Genomic DNA, 23355 nt, shown 5'->3' with positions numbered 1-23355 from the left:
GGCCAACAAACATAACGTGGTAGCATGAGGGTTAACTAACTTTGAATGTGCTGTAAAAGGAGAGGCTTGATACGCAGAAGTTATCAAAGCTTAATTTGGCGTATCGCGAACGGTGAAGTTGTTTAATCAACGCCTATATCAGTATAGTCAACTGAGCAATACCCATCGATATAGGCGCTTTTTAAAGGTGAGGTGTTATTAAATCGGCATGGGTGAAGCTAATCTTGCACTATTAGTGCGAGAAGCGATGAGGTTGGTCTTCATCATTCCACTTAGACTTATACCTGTTGACCTGTAAAGGTTTATGCAAAGAGCGAGACGTTCTGTTTAGCTTTCGAAACGTACCATCAATATAATTTTCGATAGACTCAATGTCTGCGTGTAGGTTGTATCTGTCTTGGAATGTTTTCATTGTGACTCTCCTTGCTGGCTATATCAGTGGTGTAACGTATTTTTGCTATCCGTTATCACGTGCATTTGTTAAAACAAGTTGTCTTGTCAATGTAATAGCAATGGATATGCCAGCCTTATTGTCATCAACAAAGCGCCCCTATCCCAAAGGATTCAAGGCAAAGAGCGCTAAGTTCGTAGATGGAAACATATACTTAAGGGCATTAGGAAAGTAAATGCCACCATGAAGATGAAATAATTACACGTAACTCTAACTCGCCCTCAATCATCACCCTGCGATGAGCTTTCCCTTATACATTTGCATCTGGCAGTGAAAGTCGTATTGGCCTTCACTTAGCGCAGGTAGCTCAATACGGTTACTTTGTCCCATTTTTAACGCCAAGCTTAAGTCCAATTGGGGGAAAATCACTGTTTCAGCGCAAGGTGCAGGATCCTGACGGTCAAAATCCAACGTTATCTTCGTATCCGCGCTCACCGTTATATTGCTAGGTTGGTAAACCCCATTATTGACTAAAATCTTAATTTGGTTACTGGTAGATTGCGCACGCTTAGGCGTATAAAGCCAAAACCACCACACGATAGCCACGATAAGCAGTGCACCTAGTAGGTTTATGAACAACATCTGTTAACTCCAAACATGTCTTAAGGAAATACGCTCTAAGCTGATTTATTAGCCTTAAAAAAACGTAATCGATTTGCATTACTCACCACGGTTAACGACGACAATGCCATGGCCGCGCCTGCGACAACAGGATTAAGTAAAATGCCAAAAAATGGAAATAACACGCCGGCGGCAATAGGAATTCCAGCAACGTTATACATAAACGCGCCGACCAGATTTTGTTTTATATTGGTAATGGTGGCTTGACTTATTGCCAACGCATCAGCCAAACCATGCAGGGAACCGCGCATTAACGTCACATCTGCACTTTCAATCGCGACATCTGTGCCTGTCCCTATCGCAAACCCCACATCAGCTTGCGCAAGTGCCGGGGCATCATTGATGCCATCCCCTGTCATACCAACAACTTCTCCGTGTTTTTGACGCTTGATTACTTCCTCCACCTTGTCTTGGGGCATAACCTGGGCGATGTAATCATCAATGCCCACTCGTTTTGCTACTGCTTTCGCTGTAGCGTCGTTATCACCGGTGAGCATGACAAGGTGAATACCTTTGTTTTGTAACCGTTTTATGGCAGCTAAAGAATCGCTTTTAATCGGGTCTGATACCGCGATCAAAGCACTCAGTTTTTGGTCGACCGCAAAATACATAGGCGTTTTAGCATCATTTGCTAGCGTCCCTGCTTGTTCAACAGCAACGCTAACGTCTATCCCAAATTGATGCATTAGTGCTTCATTACCAAATAACAAATGCTCACCGTTTAGGTAGCCTGTCACCCCTTTACCGGTGATCGCGTCAAACTTGGTGACTGCATTAAGCGGGTAATCGCGCTGTTTCGCATACCCCACAATTGCTTGGGCTAAGGGGTGCTCAGATTGACTCTCTAAACTGGCTACTAACGCCATGACACAAGACTCTTGACGTTGTTCAAACGTTGATATGTCGGTTACTTCGGGCTGGCCTTGGGTAATTGTTCCTGTTTTGTCCAGCAGCATAGTGGTGATTTTTGAGGCGCTTTGTAATGCCTCGCCATTCCTGATCAGTACTCCAGCCTCGGCCGCTTTACCAATTCCTACCATAACAGACATAGGTGTCGCTAAGCCGAGCGCACAAGGACAAGCAATAATTAGCACGGTAGTCATAGCCGTTATGGCATAGGCAATGGCTGGCTGAGGCCCAAAGTTGAGCCAGGCCAAACCTGATATCACTGCCAAAATCATGACAATTGGTACAAAGTAACCAGAAATCACATCTGCTAAGCGCCCTATTGACGGCTTCGAATTTTGCGCCTTTTTAACCATATTAATAATATGAGATAGAGTGGTGTCTTTGCCCACATGGGTCGCACTAAACAACATACTCCCGGTCTTATTAATACTGCCGGCAACCACCTTGTCACCCACGGTCTTGCTAATCGGCATGGGCTCACCGGTTAACATCGATTCATCCACTGTGCTTTGCCCATCTGTCAGTTCGCCGTCCACAGGGATTTTTTCACCGGGTCGCACGCGCACGATATCGTTAAGTTGAACTTGTGCTATGTCAACGTCTTCCTCTTCCCCATTTCTCACGACTCGTGCGGTATTGGGTTGCAAGCCAATCAGTCTTTTAATCGCCTCAGATGTGCGCCCTCTTGCCTTGACTTCAAACGCTAGCCCGAGATTAATAAGCCCTATGATCATTGCTGATGCTTCAAAGTAGACGTGTCTCGCCATTTCAGGTAACAGGTTGGGTACAAGTATGACCAACATAGAGTAAGCCCAAGCAGTGCCCGTCCCAAGTGCTATCAAGGTATCCATATTTGCTGAGTGATGTTTGAAGGACTGCCAAGCACCAATATAAAAGTGTTTTCCTGTGCCTATCATTACGCTTAACGTAACAAGCCCTACAATCGCCCATCCGATGCGCTGATTAAACGTGTTAACACTCATATCGCCAATAAATAAGCCATACAGCATTAAAGGGATACCTAGGCCCAAAGCAATTACCATATTGCGCATCAATTTGTTGTAGTGCGCTTCATCGGCTTGGTTTTTTTCAGCTAATGCATCCTGCTCTGAGGCCGAATTCATCGGTGTGGCGTTATAACCAATATCCGTCACAGAATGGATTAATGCATGACTGTTTGCATCGCCGTCAATCGTGACGGTTCGTTGTGCAAAATTCATTTCTACACCGGTCACTCCCTCTACATTTGCTAACGCTTTCTCAATCTTACTCACACAACTTGCGCAGCTTGCTCCCTCAATCATAAAGGATTGTGTTTTTACTTTGCTTTTACTGCTCATTTTGGGCCTCCGTCGCTATGGGGTCGACAAACGATTCAATCAAACTACACACCTGTTCTGCACTGGCTCCATCAGGTGCCTGGTCCCATTGTGCTACAGCTGATTGCATGCGATTACGCAGCGCTAACGTTTCGTTAAACAGCACCTCAGTTTCAGCTAGTCGTTGGGTAATGAGCTTTCTTGTTAACGGGCACGGACAATTGCCCAGCTCCGATTCGCTGATAATGCTGTGTATGTCTTTTACCGAAAATCCCAATTGCCTTGCACTTAAAATAAAACGCAAGCGGCGTAAATCGCTAGCGCCATATGAGTGATAGCCATTCGTGTCACTAATGGCAGGGTTTAGTAGCTTCACCCGAGTGTAATAGCGCACTGTGTCGGATGTTACACCGACAAGATCTGCTAATTGCTTGACCAACATATTGTGCTCCTCTGAGTAGGCTGACTTTGAGCGAGTGAATGCATGTTAAACCTATGTGCCACTCACAGGTCAAGTACAAAGTGTTGGACGACAATCAGATCTATGCTGGAAGCCTAATGCACTGAGCCCCTCGAAGGTAAGACAGTGTGAGTGTGCTTGATTTAACAGGCCAGAATGCTTGAGACAACAAACGAGAATGAATAGCAGTGAAATGGTGAAGTCTTATACGACCTTGTTACGCCCTGTGTGTTTGGCTTTATATAGGTTTTTATCTGCTATAGAAATAAGATCACTAGAATAATTCTGGTCTGGCAAAATAGTAGATACACCTATACTGACCGTCAAAATTTGATGCGGTGACAGCCGATGAGAGATTTTAAGTTGGTCAACAGCCTGTTGAATCTTTTTAGCAACATGCTTTGCGCCGCGTTCGTCTGTGTTAGGTAACACGCACGTGAATTCTTCACCGCCATATCTTGCCGCAATATCAGTTGGGCGATTTAAACTGCTCCTTACCGTTAAGGCCACAAGTTTCAACTGGTCGTCGGCCACTAGATGGCCGTATTCGTCGTTGTACTGCTTGAACAGATCAACGTCGACCATGAGTAAAGAAATTGGCTGATTAGTCCGTTTTGCTTGCGCTACCTGCTTCGCCAAATACTCGTCCAAATAGCGCCGGTTGTACACCCCAGTTAGGCCATCCAGATAGGCTAGCTTCTTAAGAACATCAGCTTGAAATTTTAATGTGAGGTGCGCCCTAACACGGTTTTTCAACGGCAACGGATTCACCGGCTTGGTCATATAATCAATGCCACCGGCTTGCCAGCACGCGTTTTCTTCTTCTGAGCGCTGCAATGAGGTAATAAATACAATAGGAATGTCACTTATTTCAGGATCGTTCTTAATAATTCTACAGGTGGTAAGGCCATCTAAATTCGGCATAATAACGTCCATCAGGATCAGATCCGGTGCGTCACGCAAGCAAATATCTAACGCTTCTTGGCCCGTTTTAGCGAAGTTTAATTGGTAGCTATCCCCCAGTATCTGGTTGATCACCTGAATATTAATAGGTTGATCGTCCACCACTAAAATTTTTGCATTCGCTAACGAGTCGTTAGTCAGGAATGTAGTGGGTTGATTCAAAAGTAAACTCCTTTCTAGTGAATAATAAACATCAGTTTTGCTTTTCAATAGTAACCATTAAGCAAAATCCATTCCTAAACTTGGGAACAAAATAACACGGCAGTGGCTTATAAAAAATATCACGTTAATTGAATAAAAATCGCTGCAAGATACGCTAAAAGCGACGAGCAATTCATATTGTCGATGCTCTATTTGAGTAAGTTAATCTAAATATTATATAGATAAATCTTAAAAAAAATTATAATAAAAAGGATGAGTAAAGAAATGAGAAAATTGCTCACTATCAATTTGTCCGAACAAACAATGAGTACAATATTTTTTTGCTAACGGGTATCACGCTTAAGGAACAAATTGATGAAAATTGCTTTTTATAATACCAAAGCCTACGACCGAGAATATTTTACGCAAGAAAACAAAGAGCATCATCACGACATTCGCTATTTTGAACCGCATTTAAATGCTCAGACGGTAAACTTGATAACCGACGAAGTAGCAGTGTGTGCCTTCATTAACGATTGCCTAAATGCCGAGGTGCTTAGCGCGTTAAAAGACAAAGGCATTCAATTAATAGCACTTCGCTCTGCGGGCTTTAACCATGTTGATTTAGCATCTGCAGAACAGCTAGGTTTAAGCGTGGTTCGCGTACCAGCATACTCACCTTACGCCGTTGCTGAACATGCTGTCGCTTTACTGATGACCCTTAACCGGCGGGTTCATAGAGCCTATAACCGCGTACGAGAAGGTGACTTTTCACTCAATAATTTAATGGGTTATGACATTCATGGCAAAACGGTAGGCGTTATTGGCACAGGCAAAATTGGCCAAATTTTCAGCAAAATAATGCTTGGCTTTGGCTGTCGTGTTATCGCCTATGATGTGCAAAAAAATGACTCATGTATCGATGAAGGCGTTGAGTACGTGTCGCTAGAAACACTGTTTCAACGAAGTGATATTATTTCACTGCACTGCCCCCTTAATGATTCGACTCATCATTTGATTGATGAAGCAGCATTAACAAAAATGAAACCTAACGTAACGATTATCAACACGAGCCGTGGTAAGTTAATTGATACTAAGGCGGCGATTAAAGTGCTTAAAGCAGGCAAAATCGGCTTATTAGGATTAGACGTTTACGAGGAAGAAGAAGCACTCTTTTTTGAAGACTTATCAGACAGCGTCATTCAAGATGACGTGTTTTCGCGCTTGACTACCTTTCCAAATGTACTCGTGACTTGTCATCAAGCTTTTTTCACCAAAGAAGCAATGACAAAAATCGCACAGGTCACCTTAGATAATATCGATCAGTTTGAACACAATGGAGCCGTCGTTAATGGCGTTACTAACCCACAATAACCTGCGCGTTGGAATATTGACCGGCGGTGGCGACTGTCCTGGTCTAAACGCGGCGATACGTAGTGTCGCGAAAACACTTATGCTGACATCAAACGCTGAAATCGTAGGCATTGAAGATGGATTTTTAGGCTTTATTGAGCGTCGTAGTCGACCCATAAGCTATCAAGATTGCAGTGGAATCTTTGCGTTAGGCGGTACGATAATCGGTACCTGTAACCGTGCAGATCCCTTTAACTATAAAGGCAAAGACTGCTCTGGTGAGGTTAAAGCCTATTACGATCTACTGCAATTAGATGCTCTGGTTATCATAGGCGGAGATGGTACGTTAAGTATTGGCTATGAGCTGAGCAAATTAGGCATCAATGTCGTTGGCGTCCCTAAAACCATAGATAACGACTTGATGTGTACTGAGCGAACATTTGGTTTTGACACAGCGGTTAGTATTGTTACCGATGCTATTGACCGTTTACGCACCACAGGACAATCTCATAAGCGGATCATGATTGTTGAAACAATGGGACGTAACGCCGGTTGGATAGCCCTGCATGCAGGAGTTGCTGGGGGTGCAGATAGCATTCTTATACCTGAATATCCTTACGATATACAACGTGTTGCCAAAGCGTGCACTGAACGTATGGGCTCCCATCACTTTTCTATCGTGGTGGTTGCAGAGGGAGCAAGGCCAGTCAATGGCCAAGTAAGCGTAAGAGAAAATATTGCGGATAGTCCTGAGCCTTCCCGATTAGGGGGGATCGGAGAACAATTGAAGGTGCAATTAGGCGAGTTCATGGATGCAGAGATACGAGCAACCACCTTAGGCCATATTCAGCGTGGCGGCTCCCCTACATCTTTCGATAGAGTATTTGCCACTAATTTGGGCAGTTATGCCGCCAAATTAGTGGAAAGTAAACAATTCAACCGCGCTGTGATCCAAAAAGGCAATAGACTTTCCCACGTCGCACTTGAGAGCGTGGCAAACAAGACGCGTAATGTACCCGCTGATGACTTAACACTTCAAACCGCTATCGCGATGGGAATTTGCTTCGGCACCCCGGACTTGACGCCCAACACAAGCCGAGACTTAATATTGGACTAAACGCCTTTTCCTCAAATGATCAAGCATGGGCCTGAATGATATTTTTTAATTCTCCAGTCACTACATAGAGATGGGTATATCCTACTCGGTGCAATTGCTCCGCACTCAGTGCTGCGCGCACCGCACTGGCACAATGTAAATATATAGGCCGGGATCTATTCGGCTCTAAAGTGAGCATTTTCATTTCTAATATGCCACGAGGAATATTTATTGCCCCTGTGACACTTTCTGTTTCATGCTCTGATGGCTCACGAACATCAATCAGTAAACCATTGTCTTTTGCTCGATTGGCTGCAGCCGTATCGCAATCAAAATGTGGGATATGCTGTTTAATTTCTTCAACTATTTCTAATAATGTTTTAGCCATATCTAACCTTAAATTCATTGAAAATGATCTGATTAGCTTAACCCAACGTCTTTAGTGAGTCATTGATGGTTTTGGGTATTACTGGATCATGGCTTGCGAAGTATACGAATTCGCATGTAATAACGCCGTATTGGATTGCATAAATAGTGAATCGTTTTCTTCTACTTCAAAACGACTCAATGCTTGTAATTGAGGTATATCCAACAAGGTAACTTGGCGTCTTTGAACTTGAATTAGGCCTTGTTGTTGCATCGTCGTAAGCAAACGACTAATGGTTTCGATTGCCATGCCAAGGTAATTAGCAATATCGATACGTGTCATACTTAACGTTAGCTGGTTGCTAGACAGCCCTCTTTTAGCGAGTCGAGCTGAGAGATCTAGTAAAAATCCTGCCACGCGCTGTGCAGATGTCATACAGTGATAGCTCATGGTTTGTTGTTGTTGCATCAGTAAGCTTCGGCTCATATTACCCAAAAGCTGTTGACGACCCTGCTCGGAATTCGCCAGCAAAGCATTCACTGAATGCAGACTGATATAGCACACACTGCTAGTTTCTAAAAATGTGACCGTTTGCGCGTGTTGCAGTTGTGCAAAGCCATCAGTACCTACTAAATCGCCCGGAAAGCAGAAGTCAACGATTTGCTCTTCAGCATCCATAGATGAAATACTCGCTTTAGCTGAGCCAGAGCGCACAATATATAAAGCGTTAAACGCATCACCAGCACAAAACAGTTTGTCACCCTTATGGTAAATTTTGTGGGTCAAAACCGGATTATTTGATTTATTTGCTAGTTGTTCCGCTTTTTCTGTACAGTTTCTTGATAGAGCGCAATGTTCACACGTTGGGCCTTGTATAGAATGAGACTGGGTCATAGTGAATTCCTTATAAACGTTCTGGCTAAGCAGGTAGTGTTTATTATAATAACCACCTGCTCAGCTATTCGATATGCGGTGTTGTGCGTAATCGGTTTCGGTTTATACCTATAGACTTAAGCGACGACTCTTTTAAACCCGCATAGTTCGATTTTATAAGGTATTACACGCCCAACTTTCGGCCTTCTATAGACCATAAAATGACCACTTAAGAATGAAGTTGTTTAGGCTGTGAATAACGTTGAATCGCATGCTCCCAAGGCGCTTGTTCCCGCAGGTTTTCAAGCATGTTCTGGGTAACCAATACAATGCCATTCGGACTTACCCTAAAGCCACGTGCTTGATCTTCATCGTGATCAAACCCAATGTTCATCCCACTAGGAACACTGCAATTAGCAGCAATAATGGCGCGATGAATATTCACATCACGACCAATCTCTACGTTGGGCAAGATGACTGACTCTGTTATTTTGCTGTAGGAATGAACACGCACATCTACAAAAAGCAAAGAGCGGTCAATAGTCGCCCCCGAGATAACACAACCGCCCGAGACCATTGAGTCAGTTGCACTACCTCGTCGATTGTCATTGTTAAACACAAATTTTGCTGGGGGGGATTGTTTTTGATAAGTCCAGATAGGCCACGAATCATCATAAATATCTAATTTCGGTGTCACCTCAATTAAATCGATATTTGCCTGCCAGAAAGCATCCAATGTACCAACATCTTTCCAATAAGGTTTGAGTCCGTAAAGAGAGTCAGTGAAGCGAAACGCATGCACTTCGTAATCGGCAATACATTGAGGAACGATATCATTACCAAAGTCATGCTCCGAGGTTAAGGAATGAGCATCTTTTTGTAATTCGTTGAGCAGAAATTCAGTATTAAACACATATATACCCATTGACGCCAATGCCAAGGCGGGATCCTCGGGCAAAGGCGACGGCGAGTCAGGCTTTTCATCAAAAGACACAACACGCCCTGACTTATTTATTTGCATCACACCAAAAGCATTCGCCGCCTCATGGACAGGTACTTCAATCCCCCCTATTGTAACGTCCGCACCGCTTTGCACATGCTGAGCTAACATGTCTGCATAATCCATCTTGTAGATATGATCACCCGCAAGCACCAATACATATTTGGGGGACTGCTCTTTGATGAATTCGATATTTTGAAACAAGGCGTCTGCAGTGCCTTGGTACCAACGCGATGAACATTGCTGACTAGCTGGCAACAATTCTACGAATTCACCCATGTCACGATTAAGGTGGCTCCAGCCTTGTGACAAATGACGTAATAGTGAGTGCGATTTATATTGGGTGGCAATACCAATTTGCCGAATGCCTGAGTTAACACAATTTGACAAAGTGAAATCTATGACACGGAATTTGCCCCCGAAATGCAATGCGGGTTTTGACTGATGCTCAGTTAACTCTTTTAACCGCGTGCCCTTGCCACCGGCAAGCACCAATGCAAGCGTATCTTTCGTTAACTGACTAACATATCTCGATGCGGCATAAACCATGATTTAACCTCCTTTAATGAGCAATAAACACATGGCAGAATAAGCAGCCAACAGTATGCGCCTCTTCATCTTAAAGTAAAACGACACGACACATTCCCCTGCCCGGTAGCATTCTACCTATATAAAAACAACGTTTTAATGCCAAATGCTGAACAAATCGTCTGTTCAATGTTATACCTAGTGAAGTTTATTTACCATTCATTTACTGCAATTTAATGCGCAGACCGTTAATGCTTGAATATGTACTACGTAGGTGTTCTTAACCCAAAGCGTGAAACATACGCCTAAAGTACAAGTGACTATTTTGCGTAAAAGATTACTCTGAACATAAGTAGATAGAAGTAGGTAATGTTATGCAGAGCTTAATAACAGTGTGTGTCGCTTTAATTGTTTTGAGTTTCCCTGCATCAGCAGATGATCACGGTAAGCATCGTGTTTCAATCAGGCAGATCAGCCATCAACTTAACCAGCAGTTCCCATTTGCATTGGATTTTAATGGCATTAAAGCCGCCTTTTTTGCCCCAAAATTAGTATTAAACGTTTTAGAACAACACGTGACCGTTGAGTTTTCGATGCTTGCTCAGCGCCATGGTGAGAGCATCAATATTCCGTTTAAATTAACCGGCAATATTGTGTTTGATCCAATCAATAGACAGCTAATTTTAAACGGCCTGTTATTCGACAATGCGCTAGCGAGGAGCGAACTGGTAAGTCAATCTTCCAAAGTAGTAGAGATGATTGAGCAAACCATTGTGGAGCATTTTCCTGATATCACGCTGGCTGATTTTAATTTTTTAGGCGCCTCACTGGCCCCCGAGACAGCGATTGGATTACTTATTCAGCCCCGTCACGTGCAGCTCAGTTATTAGCACTGACTGAGCGGTAATCAGCTCGACAACCCGACTACTGACGCCACTTGGATGACATATTTTGAATATTGAACACATTGTTAAACAAAAGATTAGGCGTTGCTATGTCATTTACGCAGTCGTGAGCTTGATATTACTTTGTCTGCCTTGGTTGTATGCTTATTCCAGCGCACAAGATAGAGCTAAAGCGAGTGAGTTTGTTCAATTATCCTCTCAGCAGTCACTGCTTGTTCGTGACATCACGCTAAATTTATATCGTTTTGAACAGCCGCTCGCCATTAAAGAAAAGCGCGTTTTGAGACGTCAGAGTATCGTTTTGATGAAGCAATTTAGTGATAATCACAGTTACTTTTTAATTGCTGACTTACCACGGAATGTCTTTCAAGGAGGTAATCACTCCGTTCATGATCTATATTTTTCTAACTCAGCTAACATCGATAGCTTGTCAAAAGCATTTTTTGCTTATGTTGAACAGATTATTACATCAGGATTGATCGAAACCCGAAACAACCAAGCCATTGAATCCAACAAGTATAATCCTCTAGTAGATCATTTAGATCAGGCAGAAGCACAATTTACTGAAAATGAAAAACAAGCCCGTCGACATATGGTTAACGTTAGCATTCTTGCTAGCATTATCAGTTTGATTGTCTTTGCAATAACGATCGTGGCCCTAATCTATCCTATCGAACAAATGCTTTTTAAACTGATAAATCGATTTTCTCTTAATACCAAGCGCGCATATCGAGTAAAGCGAGATGCCGGTTTGGACCAACAAACAAAGAATCAATTTCTGTCAAATATGAGCCACAAACTACGCTCTCCTATTAGTGGCATGTTTGGCATGCTTGAGCTAGCCAGCCAAGAAACAGATATAGATAATCAAAAAGCTTACATTCAAAAAGCGCAAAAAGCGGGCAATCAACTTTTGTCCCTCGTGGATGAGTTATTAGACATATCACGCATCGAAGCAAAAGTACTAACCTTTGACAAAATTGATTTTGAACTGCTGACCGTATTAGATTCAGTTATCGCCCCTACTGCTTCTAGTGCTGAAACGAAAGGCTTAACCTTTTCCTACAATGCGGCTTCCGCCCTTCCTCAATTCGCTATAGGAGACCCACTTAGGCTCACTCAAGCATTAAAGAGCCTGCTAGATAATGCAGTAAAATTTACGGTAAACGGTGGAATTTCAGTCAACGTTAAACTCAGTATCGTTAACAAGCATTACATGCTGGACGTTTTTATAAATGATACTGGCGTTGGCATAGAGCAAGACAAGCAAGATCAAATTTTTAATAAATTTTTCCAAGTCGACAAAACAAAAAACATTGCGATGAGCGGTGCGGGGTTGGGATTAACCATTGCGAAAGAATTTGCACAAGGAATGGGCGGGGATCTTGCGTTAAGCAGTACTTTGGGAAGAGGCAGTACGTTTACACTTTCTGTACCACTTGGGCGAAGTGAAAAGTGTGTTGGGTCAAATACGCCACTGAACCTTAATCCTAAAGCGAAGTTCGCCGTAATTGATGATCTAGAAACTAGCCGTTTACACATTTCACATATACTGCAAGAAGATGGTTTCACGGTAGATTTGTTTGACTCCGCTACCCAATTCTTGCTTATGAAAGACGAAATTTTAGATTATGCAGGGTTAATTATTGATATTCATATGCCTGGGTATAACGGCTATGAATTAGCGGAAACTATCCATGCGATGTTTGGTACCAGTGCCCCGCCCTTTATCTTCATATCAGCTTCGCCTGAGTCCATTCGTCATGATCGATTTAATACCGAACATATGTGGCAAGGTTTCGCAAAACCAATGGATAAAAATCGATTTATTGACTCAATCAGAGTGCTGTCTGACAAAAGCTCTTTAAAAACAGAAGCCTTTGAGCCTGCTAGCGTACTTCTTGTGGAGGACGAGCCAATTAATGCAGAGGTCGTTAAAACAATGCTCGAGCGAAACGGACACACAGTCGAAGTGGCAACGACTGGTGCAGCGGCTCTTCATTTAGCAACAACGGTACCTTTCAACTTAATCTTAATGGATATTAACCTGCCTGATATGAGTGGTATTGAAACAACAAAATGCATTAAAGCCCAAGGTGTGGATACTGAAATTGTAGCGCTTACCGGCAATGCCTACGAAGAAGACAAACTGAAAACAAAGGAAGCTGGCATGAGCTATCACTTGGTGAAACCCGTTATGTATCATGAATTGAACAACGTGATTAAATTAGCTCTACGCGTTGTACATTAAGCTAGTGAGGACAAAATGCGTTAGCATGCTTAGAATTTAAGCTAACCGTCCACTTTATCACGCAGAGCCATTTACCGATTTCACTTATAACCAGTTGGTAAGTTTAACCCCAAGACCCAAGCGTTGAGTATGTTGATTGTAATAGATTAAGCTTTCTCCGTATCCATTGAAGTACTCCACATACCCTCTGAGATGACGAGTGATTGGAAAGGTCCAGCCCAGTTGCACTGCGCCGCGATTATCACTTCTAAAGTTATTTCTCAACAAGAGTTCTAAGGTGTGATTGTCAGATATACTCCATACTCCGCCAATTTCACCATACCCCATGTAGCGCTCGATATAAGGGTTGTCGTCTCCGTCTGGATCATCAAAAGACTGCTTATCTTCTTCTGGTATTCGCCACCATGTTCGTAAACCCCAAGTGACATTCGCATTCTGCGCAAAAACAACACCACCAATAATACGATTCCAACTTCTGGATAACTCGCCTGTTTGACCATTAGATTGATGGTTTAGCGATACGAAAGTTTGCTCTATCGGTAACCCGAGTAAAGTCCATGGACGGCTATAGTTAAAAATAATTTCAGGCTCGTAATTTGTTTCTCGAAATGGTGCCGATATCTCCCCATTGTAAGCTTGCCAATAGCTAGCGACCGTAAAGGCAACTTGTACATCAAGTCCATCCCACATTAAATCTTCAACCGCTAAATATTTCAAAGAGATTTGAAATTTTGCTTCTGTGTCTTGGTATTTTTCAGCTTTAGGATCTCCCTCGTAGGGCCGCTTGCTGATATTCGCAAAAGTAACGGGTAATAAGTAATTCGGTTTGTGAGGTAAGAGCGCAAATGGATTGAGTGACGCTCTATGTTCGAGGCGATCTCGTTTTTGCACACGGTTGGCGCTGTCTTGTGAGCAGATTGCTCGTATCTCCCCGAGCGTTATTTCATCGGCAGATAATTCCATTTGCTTGAGCATACATTGCTCCAACGATTTTTCACCAGAAGCAAGCTGCTGCGCCGTGCTTATGCATGGAATTAACGCTAAAGCGCAGGAAAATGAATAGGTTAAAAAGATTTGCACAATAAATACCTGTGTAGAGTTATCGTTTTATACAGTTCGCAATGTTAATGCTCAAGCATATTGATAAGGCTTGTTCTGCAAATAGTATGTCATAAAAAAGGCACTCATTAGAGTGCCTTTAGCATAAATATCGATATCACGACTGCTTTTACAGTGCTAATTAGTTAATGCAGTGCACAGCAAAAGACTAACGTGTTTTATTTTGATACTGCAATCTTAACCGTTGCTGTGACATAAGCTTCTATACGACGGTTTTTCTGGTGCGCTTCTCGGGTATTGGCCGAGTCCAATAATTTCGTTTCACCGTAGCCGACTGCTTCTAAGCGCGAGCCAGCAATGTTGTACTGAGCGACTAGATATTGACGAACATTTTGTGCTCGCTCAACTGACAATTTCATATTGTATGCATCCGTACCTGGCGCTGAAGCGTAACCTTCTATTACAGCGTTGGTTGTTCCGTAACGGCGCATAAAATCAACAAACTCTTGCACGCTAGCACTATCAATATTCTTTAACTTACTTGAATTATTGTCGAACATAATTTTTAGCGACATTGTTTTAGACTCTTCAGTGAAAATACTGCAACCTTTGTCATCTACTTTGTCGTTCATTGGCGTGTTAGCGCACGCATCTTTGGCATCGATTACACCGTCATTGTCGCTATCAACCGCTGTCATCGGGCAACCATCAACATCAACGCTTGTTCCATAAGGTGTATTCGGGCATAAATCGCGTTGGTCAATGACACCATCGTTATCTGAATCTTTACTGACTCGCTTACCACCGGTTTTACCAAAACTATACGCTAAACCAAGTTTGGCGCTGTACTCAGGGTTACCTTGACCAAAGTCATAGTACCCTGCAAGTTCGGTGATCACTTTCCATTTGTCGTTCAACTGCCAATGGGCACCTAAACCTAGATCAGCCATACGGTAGCTTTCGTCAAAGCGCTGGTTTTTCAGACCACCAAAAATGTAATAGTTGCTCTGATTGATGAAGTACATCGCATCTACACCGATACGCTCACCGGTTATGTTGCCATTACCTGTGTCGGCATCTATGTCTAACTTAGCCACTTCAAAACGAAAACCCCAATCTGGATTTAGTTTAATTCCAATTTCGCCGCCCCAGCCTAACCCACTGTCATAGTCAGTGTTAGGCTCAAATTTGTCAGGATAAACTGAGTAATACTCACCAAATACGCCGCCCCAAATCTCTTTTTCAGATGATGATTGAGCGTGAGCAGTTGCGCCAATCAAGGCACAAGAAATGGCTACTGCTAGCGTGTGTTTTTTCATTATTATTTCTCCATTAAGTGTTTATATTTTTATTTTTTAACGTCGCCAACACTGCTAAGGCTGCATTAGCGAGATAGTTGCTGAATAGACGCTGCCTATTCAAAAAAGTCACTGAATTGCCATTTATTTTTTCTGGGGCAGTAATTTTCTAAATGGAACGAGGGCCCCTATAATAATGCCGACAAGCAGCGTGCTTAAAATTAAAAGTAATCGCGGCATCGCAAAATCCCAAAAGAGAAAAGAGACATAATCTAACTGCATATTTTGCAACACAAATATGGCAAATAGGACGACCAACACTATGTAAGTGTTGCGTTTAAAATGGCCTTTGAATAAATTCACTGAATCACTCCTGTACTAGTCAATATTGCGCGTTAACGTCACGCAAAGGTTTCTATATACCCTTGCTGTTAACCTGCTTTGAGAAATAGACGCTGGTTGTAACCAAAAAGTCACAAATTCAATGTAAATGCAGAGGTTTATGAACAGAGGGGTTATTACTGGAGGAAGTCAATAATGGAGGAAGTTATAAACAGCGAAAATTATTAATCAATGTTCATAATATTATGACTTTGCTTAATGGTGACGGGTCTTATGAAGGCAGATGTCACTGCTGGGATAAATCGCTTTTCACTTTGTCGAGTGCGCGATAATAGCGCATCTTACTGGCACTTAACGCTAAACCTAACTGCAAGCTTATTTCGTCAAATGAGCACTCTAGTATCGCTTTCATGACCACTATTTCCCGGTCTAGGGGCTCCAAGCTTGCGAGCATTTGTTCAGTTGCTCCAAGGTCGAGCTCTTCCTCGGTTTCGGACTCCTCTTGATTTAACAGATGACTGATATCGTCTACGCGCTTTTTTTCACGTAATACATCCATAGCGGTGTTACGCGCAATGGTAACCACCCAAGGAAAAAACTTATCATGCTCTTTGAGTTGCTCTAGCTTGTGCCATGCAGTCATGAAGGTGTCTTGCAGTACATCGTCTACTAAGGACGAGTTGTACAGAACCTTCGCTGCAATATAAGCGGCGATTTTCCCTTGGTATCGTCCATACAGCTTAGCAAAGGCCATCGATGCATCGCCGCGGCGCTGCAAAGTACGTTTTACTAGTTGAACATCCGTTAAGTCATGCACATTAATTAACCGCTACATCAGGCTTAATGTATGGTTAGTCCGTCCAAAAACACCTTGTTATCAATCACTTTTAGGCTTTCGTCCGATGTACGAATAATGGTGACCACGGCCGTAATCTCTACTACGTTGCCCTTAATACCGTCCTTTGTAGTGACGGTATCACCAACTTTGACCGTGTCGGATATATATAAAGAGTAAATAATGTTCTGCGAAGCTTCACGGCTTCCTAAACCTAACGAGATAGCAGTACCAACCCCTAGCGTCGCCAGGGCAATGGCGATGATCGTATCCAGTAACACAGTGTCAATATCAAGCTGATTGATAGTCAAAGACAAGGTTAAAATAGCGACCAATCCATATGCCGCTTTTGACAACGGCCGAGCGAAATCAAACTCTGCGGCTTTGGCGGCATTGAAAATAGCGTTTTTAATTAAGTTGGCAGCGGCAAGTCCGAAAAGCAGGATTAACGTGGCAGCAATGATTTTAGGAATAAAACGTAGGAACTGATCCATCGTTTCGCCCAATTGTGATAAGCCTAACGAATCTGCGGCGGTTACGATAAAGACCAAAAAAGTAATCCAAAATACCAACATGGCGAGAGTGCTAGATACAGACACGTCTTTACCAAACTTGGCCAACTGCTGATCTATACCAGTGGCCTTCGCTAATTTGTCTAGGCCCACTTTATTCAATACTGCAAAGACTGCGAAGCGCAAAACCCGTGATATAAAATAGCCCACAAGCAGAATGACGAGTGCTGCAAATAACGAAGGGATGAATGCGGCGATTTCTTCTAGCAGCGCTGCAAGGGAGCCCGACACCGCTTCAAACCAAATACTAATATTCTCTTTCATTGAGGTTTAACCTTTTTCTTTAATAGTTTTTTACTGTGGCTCATCATCAGTGGGGCAAAGAGCGTTAACAACATAGAGAAAACACCATGCACGCCTAGGCGCACGAGTTCTTTTGATTTATCGTGCTTCACCACTTTCGCTGCCATGGCCTCAGGCTCTGGAAGCACTTGATTGGTCAATGCACCTTTAGCAAGCTGACGCTCAAGTGCTTTATATTCATCATCACTCATGTATTTTCTCCTACGTGCAGATGTACACTTTATCACCCGAACAGATCCCAACTAGGAACGTGTAACACTTTCCAGATAAGCGCTAGAGGCGATGTATTATATATTGGACGAAGTGCGACGCTAAAAAGTCACACATTTAATGTAAATTTCTGCACTCATCAGCAAGTTACTCATTAAGGCAAGTAAACATGGCGTTGTGTGATTTTATTCCCGACTATGCTGTCTTACGACACCACTGCTATTATACTTGCTGATTAACGACACTGAACGGAGTGTCGACTGTATCATTTTAGCCACGTTTTCTACGCGGTTAAGAATCAAGATACAATCATCAATTATTCTCATTTCTATTATCTATCTATATGAAATAAAAGGTTTTTTTGATTTGCTCGCAATAGTATTCTATACTCCGCGCATTCGGTTACAGATAGGGCTGCTTTGCACCTTATCACACTATTCAATAGGTGAAATTATGTTGCGCAGCAAAAAAGTTGTTTCTGCATTAAACGATGTGTTAACTGGCGAGCTTACGTCAATTAACCAGTATTTTCTGCATGCTCGAATGTATAAAAACTGGGGCTTAAATGCGCTAGATAAAAAATGCTATAAGAAGTCTATTAAGGATATGAAACAAGCGGATGCAATCATCGAGCGCGTATTATTCTTACAAGGCTTACCCAACTTGCAAATGTTAGGCAAGTTGTTGATCGGTGAAGACACCGAAGAAATGTTGCAATGCGATGCAACGTTTCAAAAACATCAGATCCCTGTGCTCAAAGACGCCATTAGTTTATGTGAGCAGGAGCAGGACTATGTGTCGCGCGAACTATTAGAAGATATTCTAGAGTACGAAGAAGATCATCTAGATTGGATTGAGACGCAAGAATATCAAATACAACACATGGGCTTGCAAAACTATCTTCAAGCTCAAGTGACTGAAGGGGAAGACTAATGAAAGGTAAAAGTAACGTTATTTCAGGCCTTAATGCCCTACTCGCTTACGAATTAGCTGCGATGGATCAGTACTTTGTACATTCACAAATGTACTTAGACTGGGGCTTAAACAAATTATATGAACGTATCAATCATGAGTTTGATGATGAAAAAGGTCATGCAACTAAGTTGATAGAGCGTATGTTGTTTCTTGAAGGCACGCCGAACATGGTTGATCGTGACGGTCTGGTGATTGGTACTGATGTTCCTTCGATGCTGGAAAGTGATTTGCGCGTAGAATATGCAGTGGGTGACAAACTAAAAGAAGTCATCGCTCTGGCAGAAACTGAACAAGATTATGTCACTCGGGACATGTTAATGGTTTTACTCGATGACACGGAAATGGATCATGCCCATTGGCTAGAGCAACAACTTGGTTTAATTAAACGTATTGGTCTGTCTAATTACTTGCAGTCTCAGATGTAAACTACAGCAGCAAATTATTTCTGTCATCAATGCCTAGTCAGCCCCTGTCTAGGCATTTTTTTGAGTCTGACGTGTACAACGAGTTCTCGGTTGCTTACTTTACACTTAACATTATCATCGTGCTTGAACCGCCCAATGACTAACCTTCGACATTTTCAATAGCCACTCAATAATGTGTTTCAAAGTTAAAGAACACTCGTTTCTCATCCTCTGTAGCTGGATTGACAAAAAGTAACACTAGTTGCCAGCGCATATCTCGTTCACTGCATGCCCCTAGAAACAACAGATTCTCTGAGATAGTTTTATTGTCTACGGTCGAAACATTGCTATTCAACAATGCAGTCTGGCCCATATACATATTCACACCTTGCACGTAACTCTGCTGTAAATCGTATTGACTTGGGTAGACCAATTCTATGCTCAGTTCCTCTTCAACTTCAGCATTTTGTAAAAAACGCCCAGAAAATCGCACGCCATTTAGATCTATCTGGCACTTGTTTGTGCCGCTTAACTGACACTGGGCTCCCTTTTGCGCACTCACATTAACGACTGAATTAACGTAAACAATACAAATGATGAGTAAAATTAATGCAAATGGCAAAAAACGAGTAATAATTATACGATTCACGAGCTGCTATTTTAATAACTTGATTTGTATCAAGTTTGCAATATAGAAACACGGCTTACAAGTGTGTTTGAGCCTATCTTTTTGGGCTCATTTTGATTATTATACGCGGGTTTTTAGCATGCTAATTTTGTGTATGGGTATTGCTTACCTTAAATGATGTACTTATACACAAAACGAACATGCGCTAGAACACACACGAGACACACATACATCCTTATTGAAGTGGAAGATTCATTAAAATGAGTGAAGCGATTCAAGTACACCCTGACTACAACTACAAAGTTGTTCGTCAGTTTGCAGTTATGACGGTCGTCTGGGGCATTATTGGCATGTCGTTAGGCGTGTTTATTGCGGCCCAGTTATATTGGCCAGCCCTTAATTTTGACACACCATGGTTAACGTTTTCACGTTTAAGGCCTTTACACACCAATGCCGTTATTTTCGCGTTTGGTGGGTGTGCATTGATGGCAACCTCATTTTATGTGGTTCAACGTACCTCTCAGGTACGTATATTCAGTGACAAGCTCGCGGCATTCACTTTTTGGGGATGGCAAGCGGTTATTCTTTCGGCGGTAGTCACCTTACCTATGGGTTTGACCTCAACCAAAGAATACGCTGAATTAGAGTGGCCTATCGATATCCTCATCGCATTAGTTTGGTCCGCATACATGATTAACTTTTTCGGAACGATGATTATCCGAAAGGTTTCTCATATATATGTAGCCAACTGGTTCTTCGGTGCATTTATCCTTACCGTGCTTGTACTTCACATTGGTAACAGTATGGCCGTGCCCGTTTCGTTGTTTAAATCTTATTCAATGTATGCTGGTGCGGTAGATGCCATCATGCAGTGGTGGTATGGACACAACGCTGTTGGTTTCTTCTTAACAGCCGGATTCTTAGGGATGATGTACTACTTCGTACCTAAGCAAGCTGGACGTCCGGTGTACTCTTACCGTTTGTCAGTTGTTCACTTCTGGGCTTTGATTTCACTTTACATTTGGGCTGGTCCTCATCACCTTCATTACACTGCCTTGCCAGATTGGACCCAATCTGTCGGTATGGTGATGTCCATCATCCTGTTCGTTCCTTCATGGGGCGGCATGATAAACGGTATTATGACCCTATCAGGCGCTTGGCATAAACTGCGCACCGATCCCATTTTGCGCTTCTTAGTGGTTTCATTGTCATTCTACGGGATGTCTACGTTTGAAGGCCCGATGATGGCAATCAAAACGGTTAATGCACTGTCTCACTATACTGACTGGACTATAGGACATGTTCACTCAGGTGCATTAGGCTGGGTAGCTATGGTGTCTATCGGCTCTATTTACCACCTTATTCCTGTGCTATTTAATAAACCCAAAATGCACAGCATCTACCTTATCAACGTTCACTTCTGGTTAGCGACAATTGGCGTGGTGTTATACATAGTGGCGATGTGGATGTCAGGTGTACTACAAGGTCTAATGTGGCGCGCGGTGAATGCTGATGGCACACTTACCTATAGCTTTGTTGAAGCGCTTGAAGCGTCTAAACCTTTCTACTTTGTACGCTTCCTAGGCGGTGTCTTTGTTGTCGTTGGTATGCTGATTATGGCTTACAACTGCTACATGACCATCCGTTCTAAGTCTGAAGACGAGACTGCTCGTTCAGACGCCGAAGTTCAACCAGCGTAGGAGTCGCATAGATGAAGAATGCACACGAGATAGTAGAAAAGAACGTTGGTTTATTAACAATCTTAATTTTGGTCGCCATCAGTTTTGGCGCCATGGTTGAAATTACCCCGTTAATGTTTCAACAACAAACAATGAAACCAGTGGATGGTCTTGAGCCGTACACTGCCCTAGAAATGGAAGGTCGTGACATTTACATTCGAGAAGGGTGTGTTGGTTGTCATAGCCAGATGATCCGTCCTTTTCGAGCTGAAACTGAACGCTACGGCCACTACTCTGTTGCTGGTGAGTCAGTTTGGGAACACCCATTCCTGTGGGGCTCCAAGCGCACAGGTCCTGATTTGGCCCGTGTGGGTGGTCGCTACAGTGATGAATGGCACCGTGTTCATTTAAGAAACCCACGTGATGTGGTACCTGAATCGAATATGCCTGGTTTTCCGTGGTTATTTGAAAATCAGCTTTCGGGCGATTTAACGGCGAAAAAACTTGCTGTATTTCGTGACTTTGGTGTGCCTTACACCGACGAAGATATTGCAGGGGCGAAAGCTGCGGTTGAAGGTAAATATGAGATTGATGCGTTGGTTGCATACCTACAGTCTCTTGGAACTGCGTTGAAGTAATATGGATTACGCAATTACAGGAACCATATTTACCCTAATCGTATTCGTTGTATTTATAGGTATTGTTATTTGGGCCTACAGCAAACGTTCTAAGGCCGGCTTCGACGAAGCCGCCAATTTGATTTTTGCTGATGAGGACAAAAAAGAAAAGCGGGAGTCAGGCACACATGAGTAGCTTTTGGAGCATTTGGATCACAGTTATTACACTGGGAACAATTATTGGATGTTTTTTGTTATTGCGGTGGTGTTTAAGCAATAAAACCGGCGTTGCTGAAGGTGAAGATATGCATCATGAATTTGATGGCATCATCGAAATCAACAATCAGTTACCTCGCTGGTGGACAATTATGTTTTACGCCACCATCGTTTGGGGCTTCTTGTACTTCATACTTTACCCTGGGCTAGGTAGTTTTGAAGGTGTGCTAGGTTGGAAGAGTTCTAACCAAGATATACGTTCACTGGCGGAGTCTGAACAAGCTCGCATTGATGCAAAAGAAAATGGCGACATCGTTCAATACGACCGCGAATTAGATTTTGCCGAAGAGCGTTTCGCACCTATTTTTGATGCGTATGCAAAGCAACCTATCGAAACATTAGCGAAAGATCCTGAAGCGTTAAAAGTGGGTCAGCGCTTGTTTAGCCAAAACTGTTCACAGTGCCACGGTTCTGATGCTCGCGGTCAGCGCGGATTCCCTAACCTAACGGATCACGATTGGTTATATGGCGGCACGCCTGCCAAAATTATTGAAACCTTGACCTTGGGCCGCCAAGCAGCGATGCCGGCACAGCTAGCGTCTATGGGTGAAAAAGGCATTGAAGAAGTTGCTGCGTATGCATTGAGCCTAAGCGGACGTCAGGTTGACCCAGACTTAGCTGAGAAAGGTAAAGTTCGTTTTGCTATCTGTTCAGCGTGTCATGGTCCTGACGGTAAAGGTAATCAAGCACTTGGTGCGCCGAACTTAACCGATAATATTTGGTTATATGGCGGCAGCCACAAAGCGGTAACGGAAACCTTAACCTATGGTCGTAACGGTGTAATGCCATCATTCAAGAAAACCTTGGGCGATGAGAAAATTCACTTGGTTGCAGCATATGTTTACAGTTTATCGCAAGATAAATAGCACCGTTTTCGGTTAGAATAAGCCTCGCTTGTGCGAGGCTTTTTTATATACATC

At 42.8% G+C, this 23355-nt stretch carries 24 protein-coding genes; 10 read left to right on the top strand and 14 right to left on the bottom strand.

Going from position 1 to position 23355, the window contains the following annotated elements:
• Positions 1–232 precede the first annotated feature (232 nt).
• From AC0L6N_RS08485 to AC0L6N_RS08465, 5 genes are all read right to left on the bottom strand, one after another.
• Positions 233–412 carry a hypothetical protein gene (locus AC0L6N_RS08485; protein WP_473480478.1) on the bottom strand — a complete coding sequence of 60 codons (180 nt, stop codon included), beginning with the start codon at positions 410–412 and terminating at the stop codon, positions 233–235.
• Positions 413–679: 267 nt separating this feature from the next.
• Positions 680–1033 (bottom strand): cupredoxin domain-containing protein, encoded by a 354-nt coding sequence (locus AC0L6N_RS08480; protein ID WP_473480477.1) that lies wholly within the window; start codon positions 1031–1033, stop codon positions 680–682.
• Between the two features lie 35 nt (positions 1034–1068).
• Complete coding sequence (locus AC0L6N_RS08475; protein ID WP_473480475.1) at positions 1069–3321, bottom strand: heavy metal translocating P-type ATPase; 2253 nt, start codon at positions 3319–3321, stop codon at positions 1069–1071.
• A complete protein-coding gene (locus tag AC0L6N_RS08470; RefSeq protein ID WP_473480473.1) occupies positions 3311–3742 on the bottom strand; it encodes a MerR family transcriptional regulator in 432 nt (143 codons plus the stop codon). Before AC0L6N_RS08470 ends, AC0L6N_RS08475 begins: the two co-directional genes overlap by 11 nt.
• Before the next feature lie 222 nt (positions 3743–3964).
• Complete coding sequence (locus AC0L6N_RS08465; protein WP_011574895.1) at positions 3965–4885, bottom strand: diguanylate cyclase; 921 nt, start codon at positions 4883–4885, stop codon at positions 3965–3967.
• Between the two features lie 354 nt (positions 4886–5239).
• Between AC0L6N_RS08465 and AC0L6N_RS08460 the strand changes: the two genes are divergently transcribed.
• Both AC0L6N_RS08460 and AC0L6N_RS08455 read left to right on the top strand, forming a co-directional pair.
• On the top strand, positions 5240–6238 hold the full coding sequence (locus tag AC0L6N_RS08460; protein WP_473480472.1) for a 2-hydroxyacid dehydrogenase: 999 nt from the start codon (positions 5240–5242) through the stop codon (positions 6236–6238).
• Positions 6216–7334 (top strand): 6-phosphofructokinase, encoded by a 1119-nt coding sequence (locus AC0L6N_RS08455; protein WP_473480471.1) that lies wholly within the window; start codon positions 6216–6218, stop codon positions 7332–7334. Before AC0L6N_RS08460 ends, AC0L6N_RS08455 begins: the two co-directional genes overlap by 23 nt.
• 19 nt (positions 7335–7353) lie before the next feature.
• On the opposite strand, the gene AC0L6N_RS08450 is transcribed toward AC0L6N_RS08455, so the two are convergent.
• From AC0L6N_RS08450 to glgC, 3 genes are all read right to left on the bottom strand, one after another.
• Positions 7354–7701, bottom strand: coding sequence for a rhodanese-like domain-containing protein (locus tag AC0L6N_RS08450; protein WP_473480469.1), 348 nt, complete (start codon positions 7699–7701; stop codon positions 7354–7356).
• Between the two features lie 78 nt (positions 7702–7779).
• Positions 7780–8574, bottom strand: a complete 795-nt coding sequence (locus AC0L6N_RS08445) for a helix-turn-helix domain-containing protein (RefSeq protein ID WP_473480468.1) — start codon at positions 8572–8574, stop codon at positions 7780–7782.
• A gap of 208 nt (positions 8575–8782) precedes the next feature.
• A complete protein-coding gene (gene glgC / locus AC0L6N_RS08440) occupies positions 8783–10102 on the bottom strand; it encodes a glucose-1-phosphate adenylyltransferase (RefSeq protein ID WP_473480466.1) in 1320 nt (439 codons plus the stop codon).
• Between the two features lie 353 nt (positions 10103–10455).
• Here glgC and AC0L6N_RS08435 point away from each other — a divergent pair, with 353 nt between their 5' ends.
• Together AC0L6N_RS08435 and AC0L6N_RS08430 are read left to right on the top strand one after the other, a co-directional pair.
• On the top strand, positions 10456–10971 hold the full coding sequence (locus tag AC0L6N_RS08435; RefSeq protein WP_011574889.1) for a protein-tyrosine phosphatase family protein: 516 nt from the start codon (positions 10456–10458) through the stop codon (positions 10969–10971).
• Positions 10972–11032: 61 nt separating this feature from the next.
• Positions 11033–13237, top strand: coding sequence for a response regulator (locus tag AC0L6N_RS08430; protein ID WP_473480464.1), 2205 nt, complete (start codon positions 11033–11035; stop codon positions 13235–13237).
• Between the two features lie 84 nt (positions 13238–13321).
• Here the strand turns inward: AC0L6N_RS08430 and AC0L6N_RS08425 are convergent, their stop codons facing one another.
• The 5 genes from AC0L6N_RS08425 to AC0L6N_RS08405 all read right to left on the bottom strand — a co-directional run bounded on the left by AC0L6N_RS08425 (position 13322) and on the right by AC0L6N_RS08405 (position 17837).
• On the bottom strand, positions 13322–14212 hold the full coding sequence (locus AC0L6N_RS08425) for a phospholipase A (protein WP_473481288.1): 891 nt from the start codon (positions 14210–14212) through the stop codon (positions 13322–13324).
• A gap of 302 nt (positions 14213–14514) precedes the next feature.
• Positions 14515–15615, bottom strand: coding sequence for an OmpA family protein (locus AC0L6N_RS08420; RefSeq protein WP_473480463.1), 1101 nt, complete (start codon positions 15613–15615; stop codon positions 14515–14517).
• Between the two features lie 607 nt (positions 15616–16222).
• Complete coding sequence (locus AC0L6N_RS08415; protein WP_011574885.1) at positions 16223–16753, bottom strand: RNA polymerase sigma factor; 531 nt, start codon at positions 16751–16753, stop codon at positions 16223–16225.
• A gap of 23 nt (positions 16754–16776) precedes the next feature.
• Positions 16777–17607 carry a mechanosensitive ion channel family protein gene (locus AC0L6N_RS08410; protein ID WP_473480461.1) on the bottom strand — a complete coding sequence of 277 codons (831 nt, stop codon included), beginning with the start codon at positions 17605–17607 and terminating at the stop codon, positions 16777–16779.
• Positions 17604–17837: a hypothetical protein gene (locus tag AC0L6N_RS08405; RefSeq protein ID WP_011574883.1), complete on the bottom strand. Its 234-nt coding sequence runs from the start codon at positions 17835–17837 to the stop codon at positions 17604–17606. The genes AC0L6N_RS08410 and AC0L6N_RS08405 overlap by 4 nt, the downstream gene beginning before the upstream one ends.
• Positions 17838–18309: 472 nt before the next feature.
• On the opposite strand from AC0L6N_RS08405, the gene bfr (AC0L6N_RS08400) reads away from it, so the two are divergent.
• Together bfr (AC0L6N_RS08400) and bfr (AC0L6N_RS08395) are read left to right on the top strand one after the other, a co-directional pair.
• Positions 18310–18789: a bacterioferritin gene (bfr, locus tag AC0L6N_RS08400; RefSeq protein ID WP_473480459.1), complete on the top strand. Its 480-nt coding sequence runs from the start codon at positions 18310–18312 to the stop codon at positions 18787–18789.
• The gene (bfr, locus tag AC0L6N_RS08395) at positions 18789–19256 is read left to right on the top strand and encodes a bacterioferritin (RefSeq protein WP_011574881.1); all 468 of its coding nucleotides are present in this window, start codon (positions 18789–18791) and stop codon (positions 19254–19256) included. The genes bfr (AC0L6N_RS08400) and bfr (AC0L6N_RS08395) overlap by 1 nt, the downstream gene beginning before the upstream one ends.
• 166 nt (positions 19257–19422) lie before the next feature.
• Here bfr (AC0L6N_RS08395) and AC0L6N_RS08390 read toward each other — a convergent pair whose 3' ends face one another.
• On the bottom strand, positions 19423–19884 hold the full coding sequence (locus AC0L6N_RS08390) for a hypothetical protein (RefSeq protein WP_473480457.1): 462 nt from the start codon (positions 19882–19884) through the stop codon (positions 19423–19425).
• Between the two features lie 239 nt (positions 19885–20123).
• Here AC0L6N_RS08390 and ccoN point away from each other — a divergent pair, with 239 nt between their 5' ends.
• From ccoN to ccoP, 4 genes are read left to right on the top strand one after another with little or no spacing between them, the layout of a single operon-like run.
• A complete protein-coding gene (gene ccoN / locus AC0L6N_RS08385; protein WP_011574879.1) occupies positions 20124–21563 on the top strand; it encodes a cytochrome-c oxidase, cbb3-type subunit I in 1440 nt (479 codons plus the stop codon).
• Between the two features lie 11 nt (positions 21564–21574).
• Positions 21575–22180 carry a cytochrome-c oxidase, cbb3-type subunit II gene (gene ccoO / locus AC0L6N_RS08380; RefSeq protein WP_011574878.1) on the top strand — a complete coding sequence of 202 codons (606 nt, stop codon included), beginning with the start codon at positions 21575–21577 and terminating at the stop codon, positions 22178–22180.
• A gap of 1 nt (position 22181) precedes the next feature.
• Entirely contained in the window at positions 22182–22355 is a 174-nt protein-coding gene (locus AC0L6N_RS08375) for a CcoQ/FixQ family Cbb3-type cytochrome c oxidase assembly chaperone (RefSeq protein WP_006993928.1), read from the top strand.
• Positions 22348–23301 carry a cytochrome-c oxidase, cbb3-type subunit III gene (ccoP, locus tag AC0L6N_RS08370; protein ID WP_006993929.1) on the top strand — a complete coding sequence of 318 codons (954 nt, stop codon included), beginning with the start codon at positions 22348–22350 and terminating at the stop codon, positions 23299–23301. Before AC0L6N_RS08375 ends, ccoP begins: the two co-directional genes overlap by 8 nt.
• Positions 23302–23355: the final 54 nt, after the last annotated feature.

The organism is Paraglaciecola sp. G1-13 (assembly GCF_055809255.1).
Note: the sequence above shows the minus strand (reverse complement) of the source record. Positions and strands in the feature narration are given on the sequence as shown.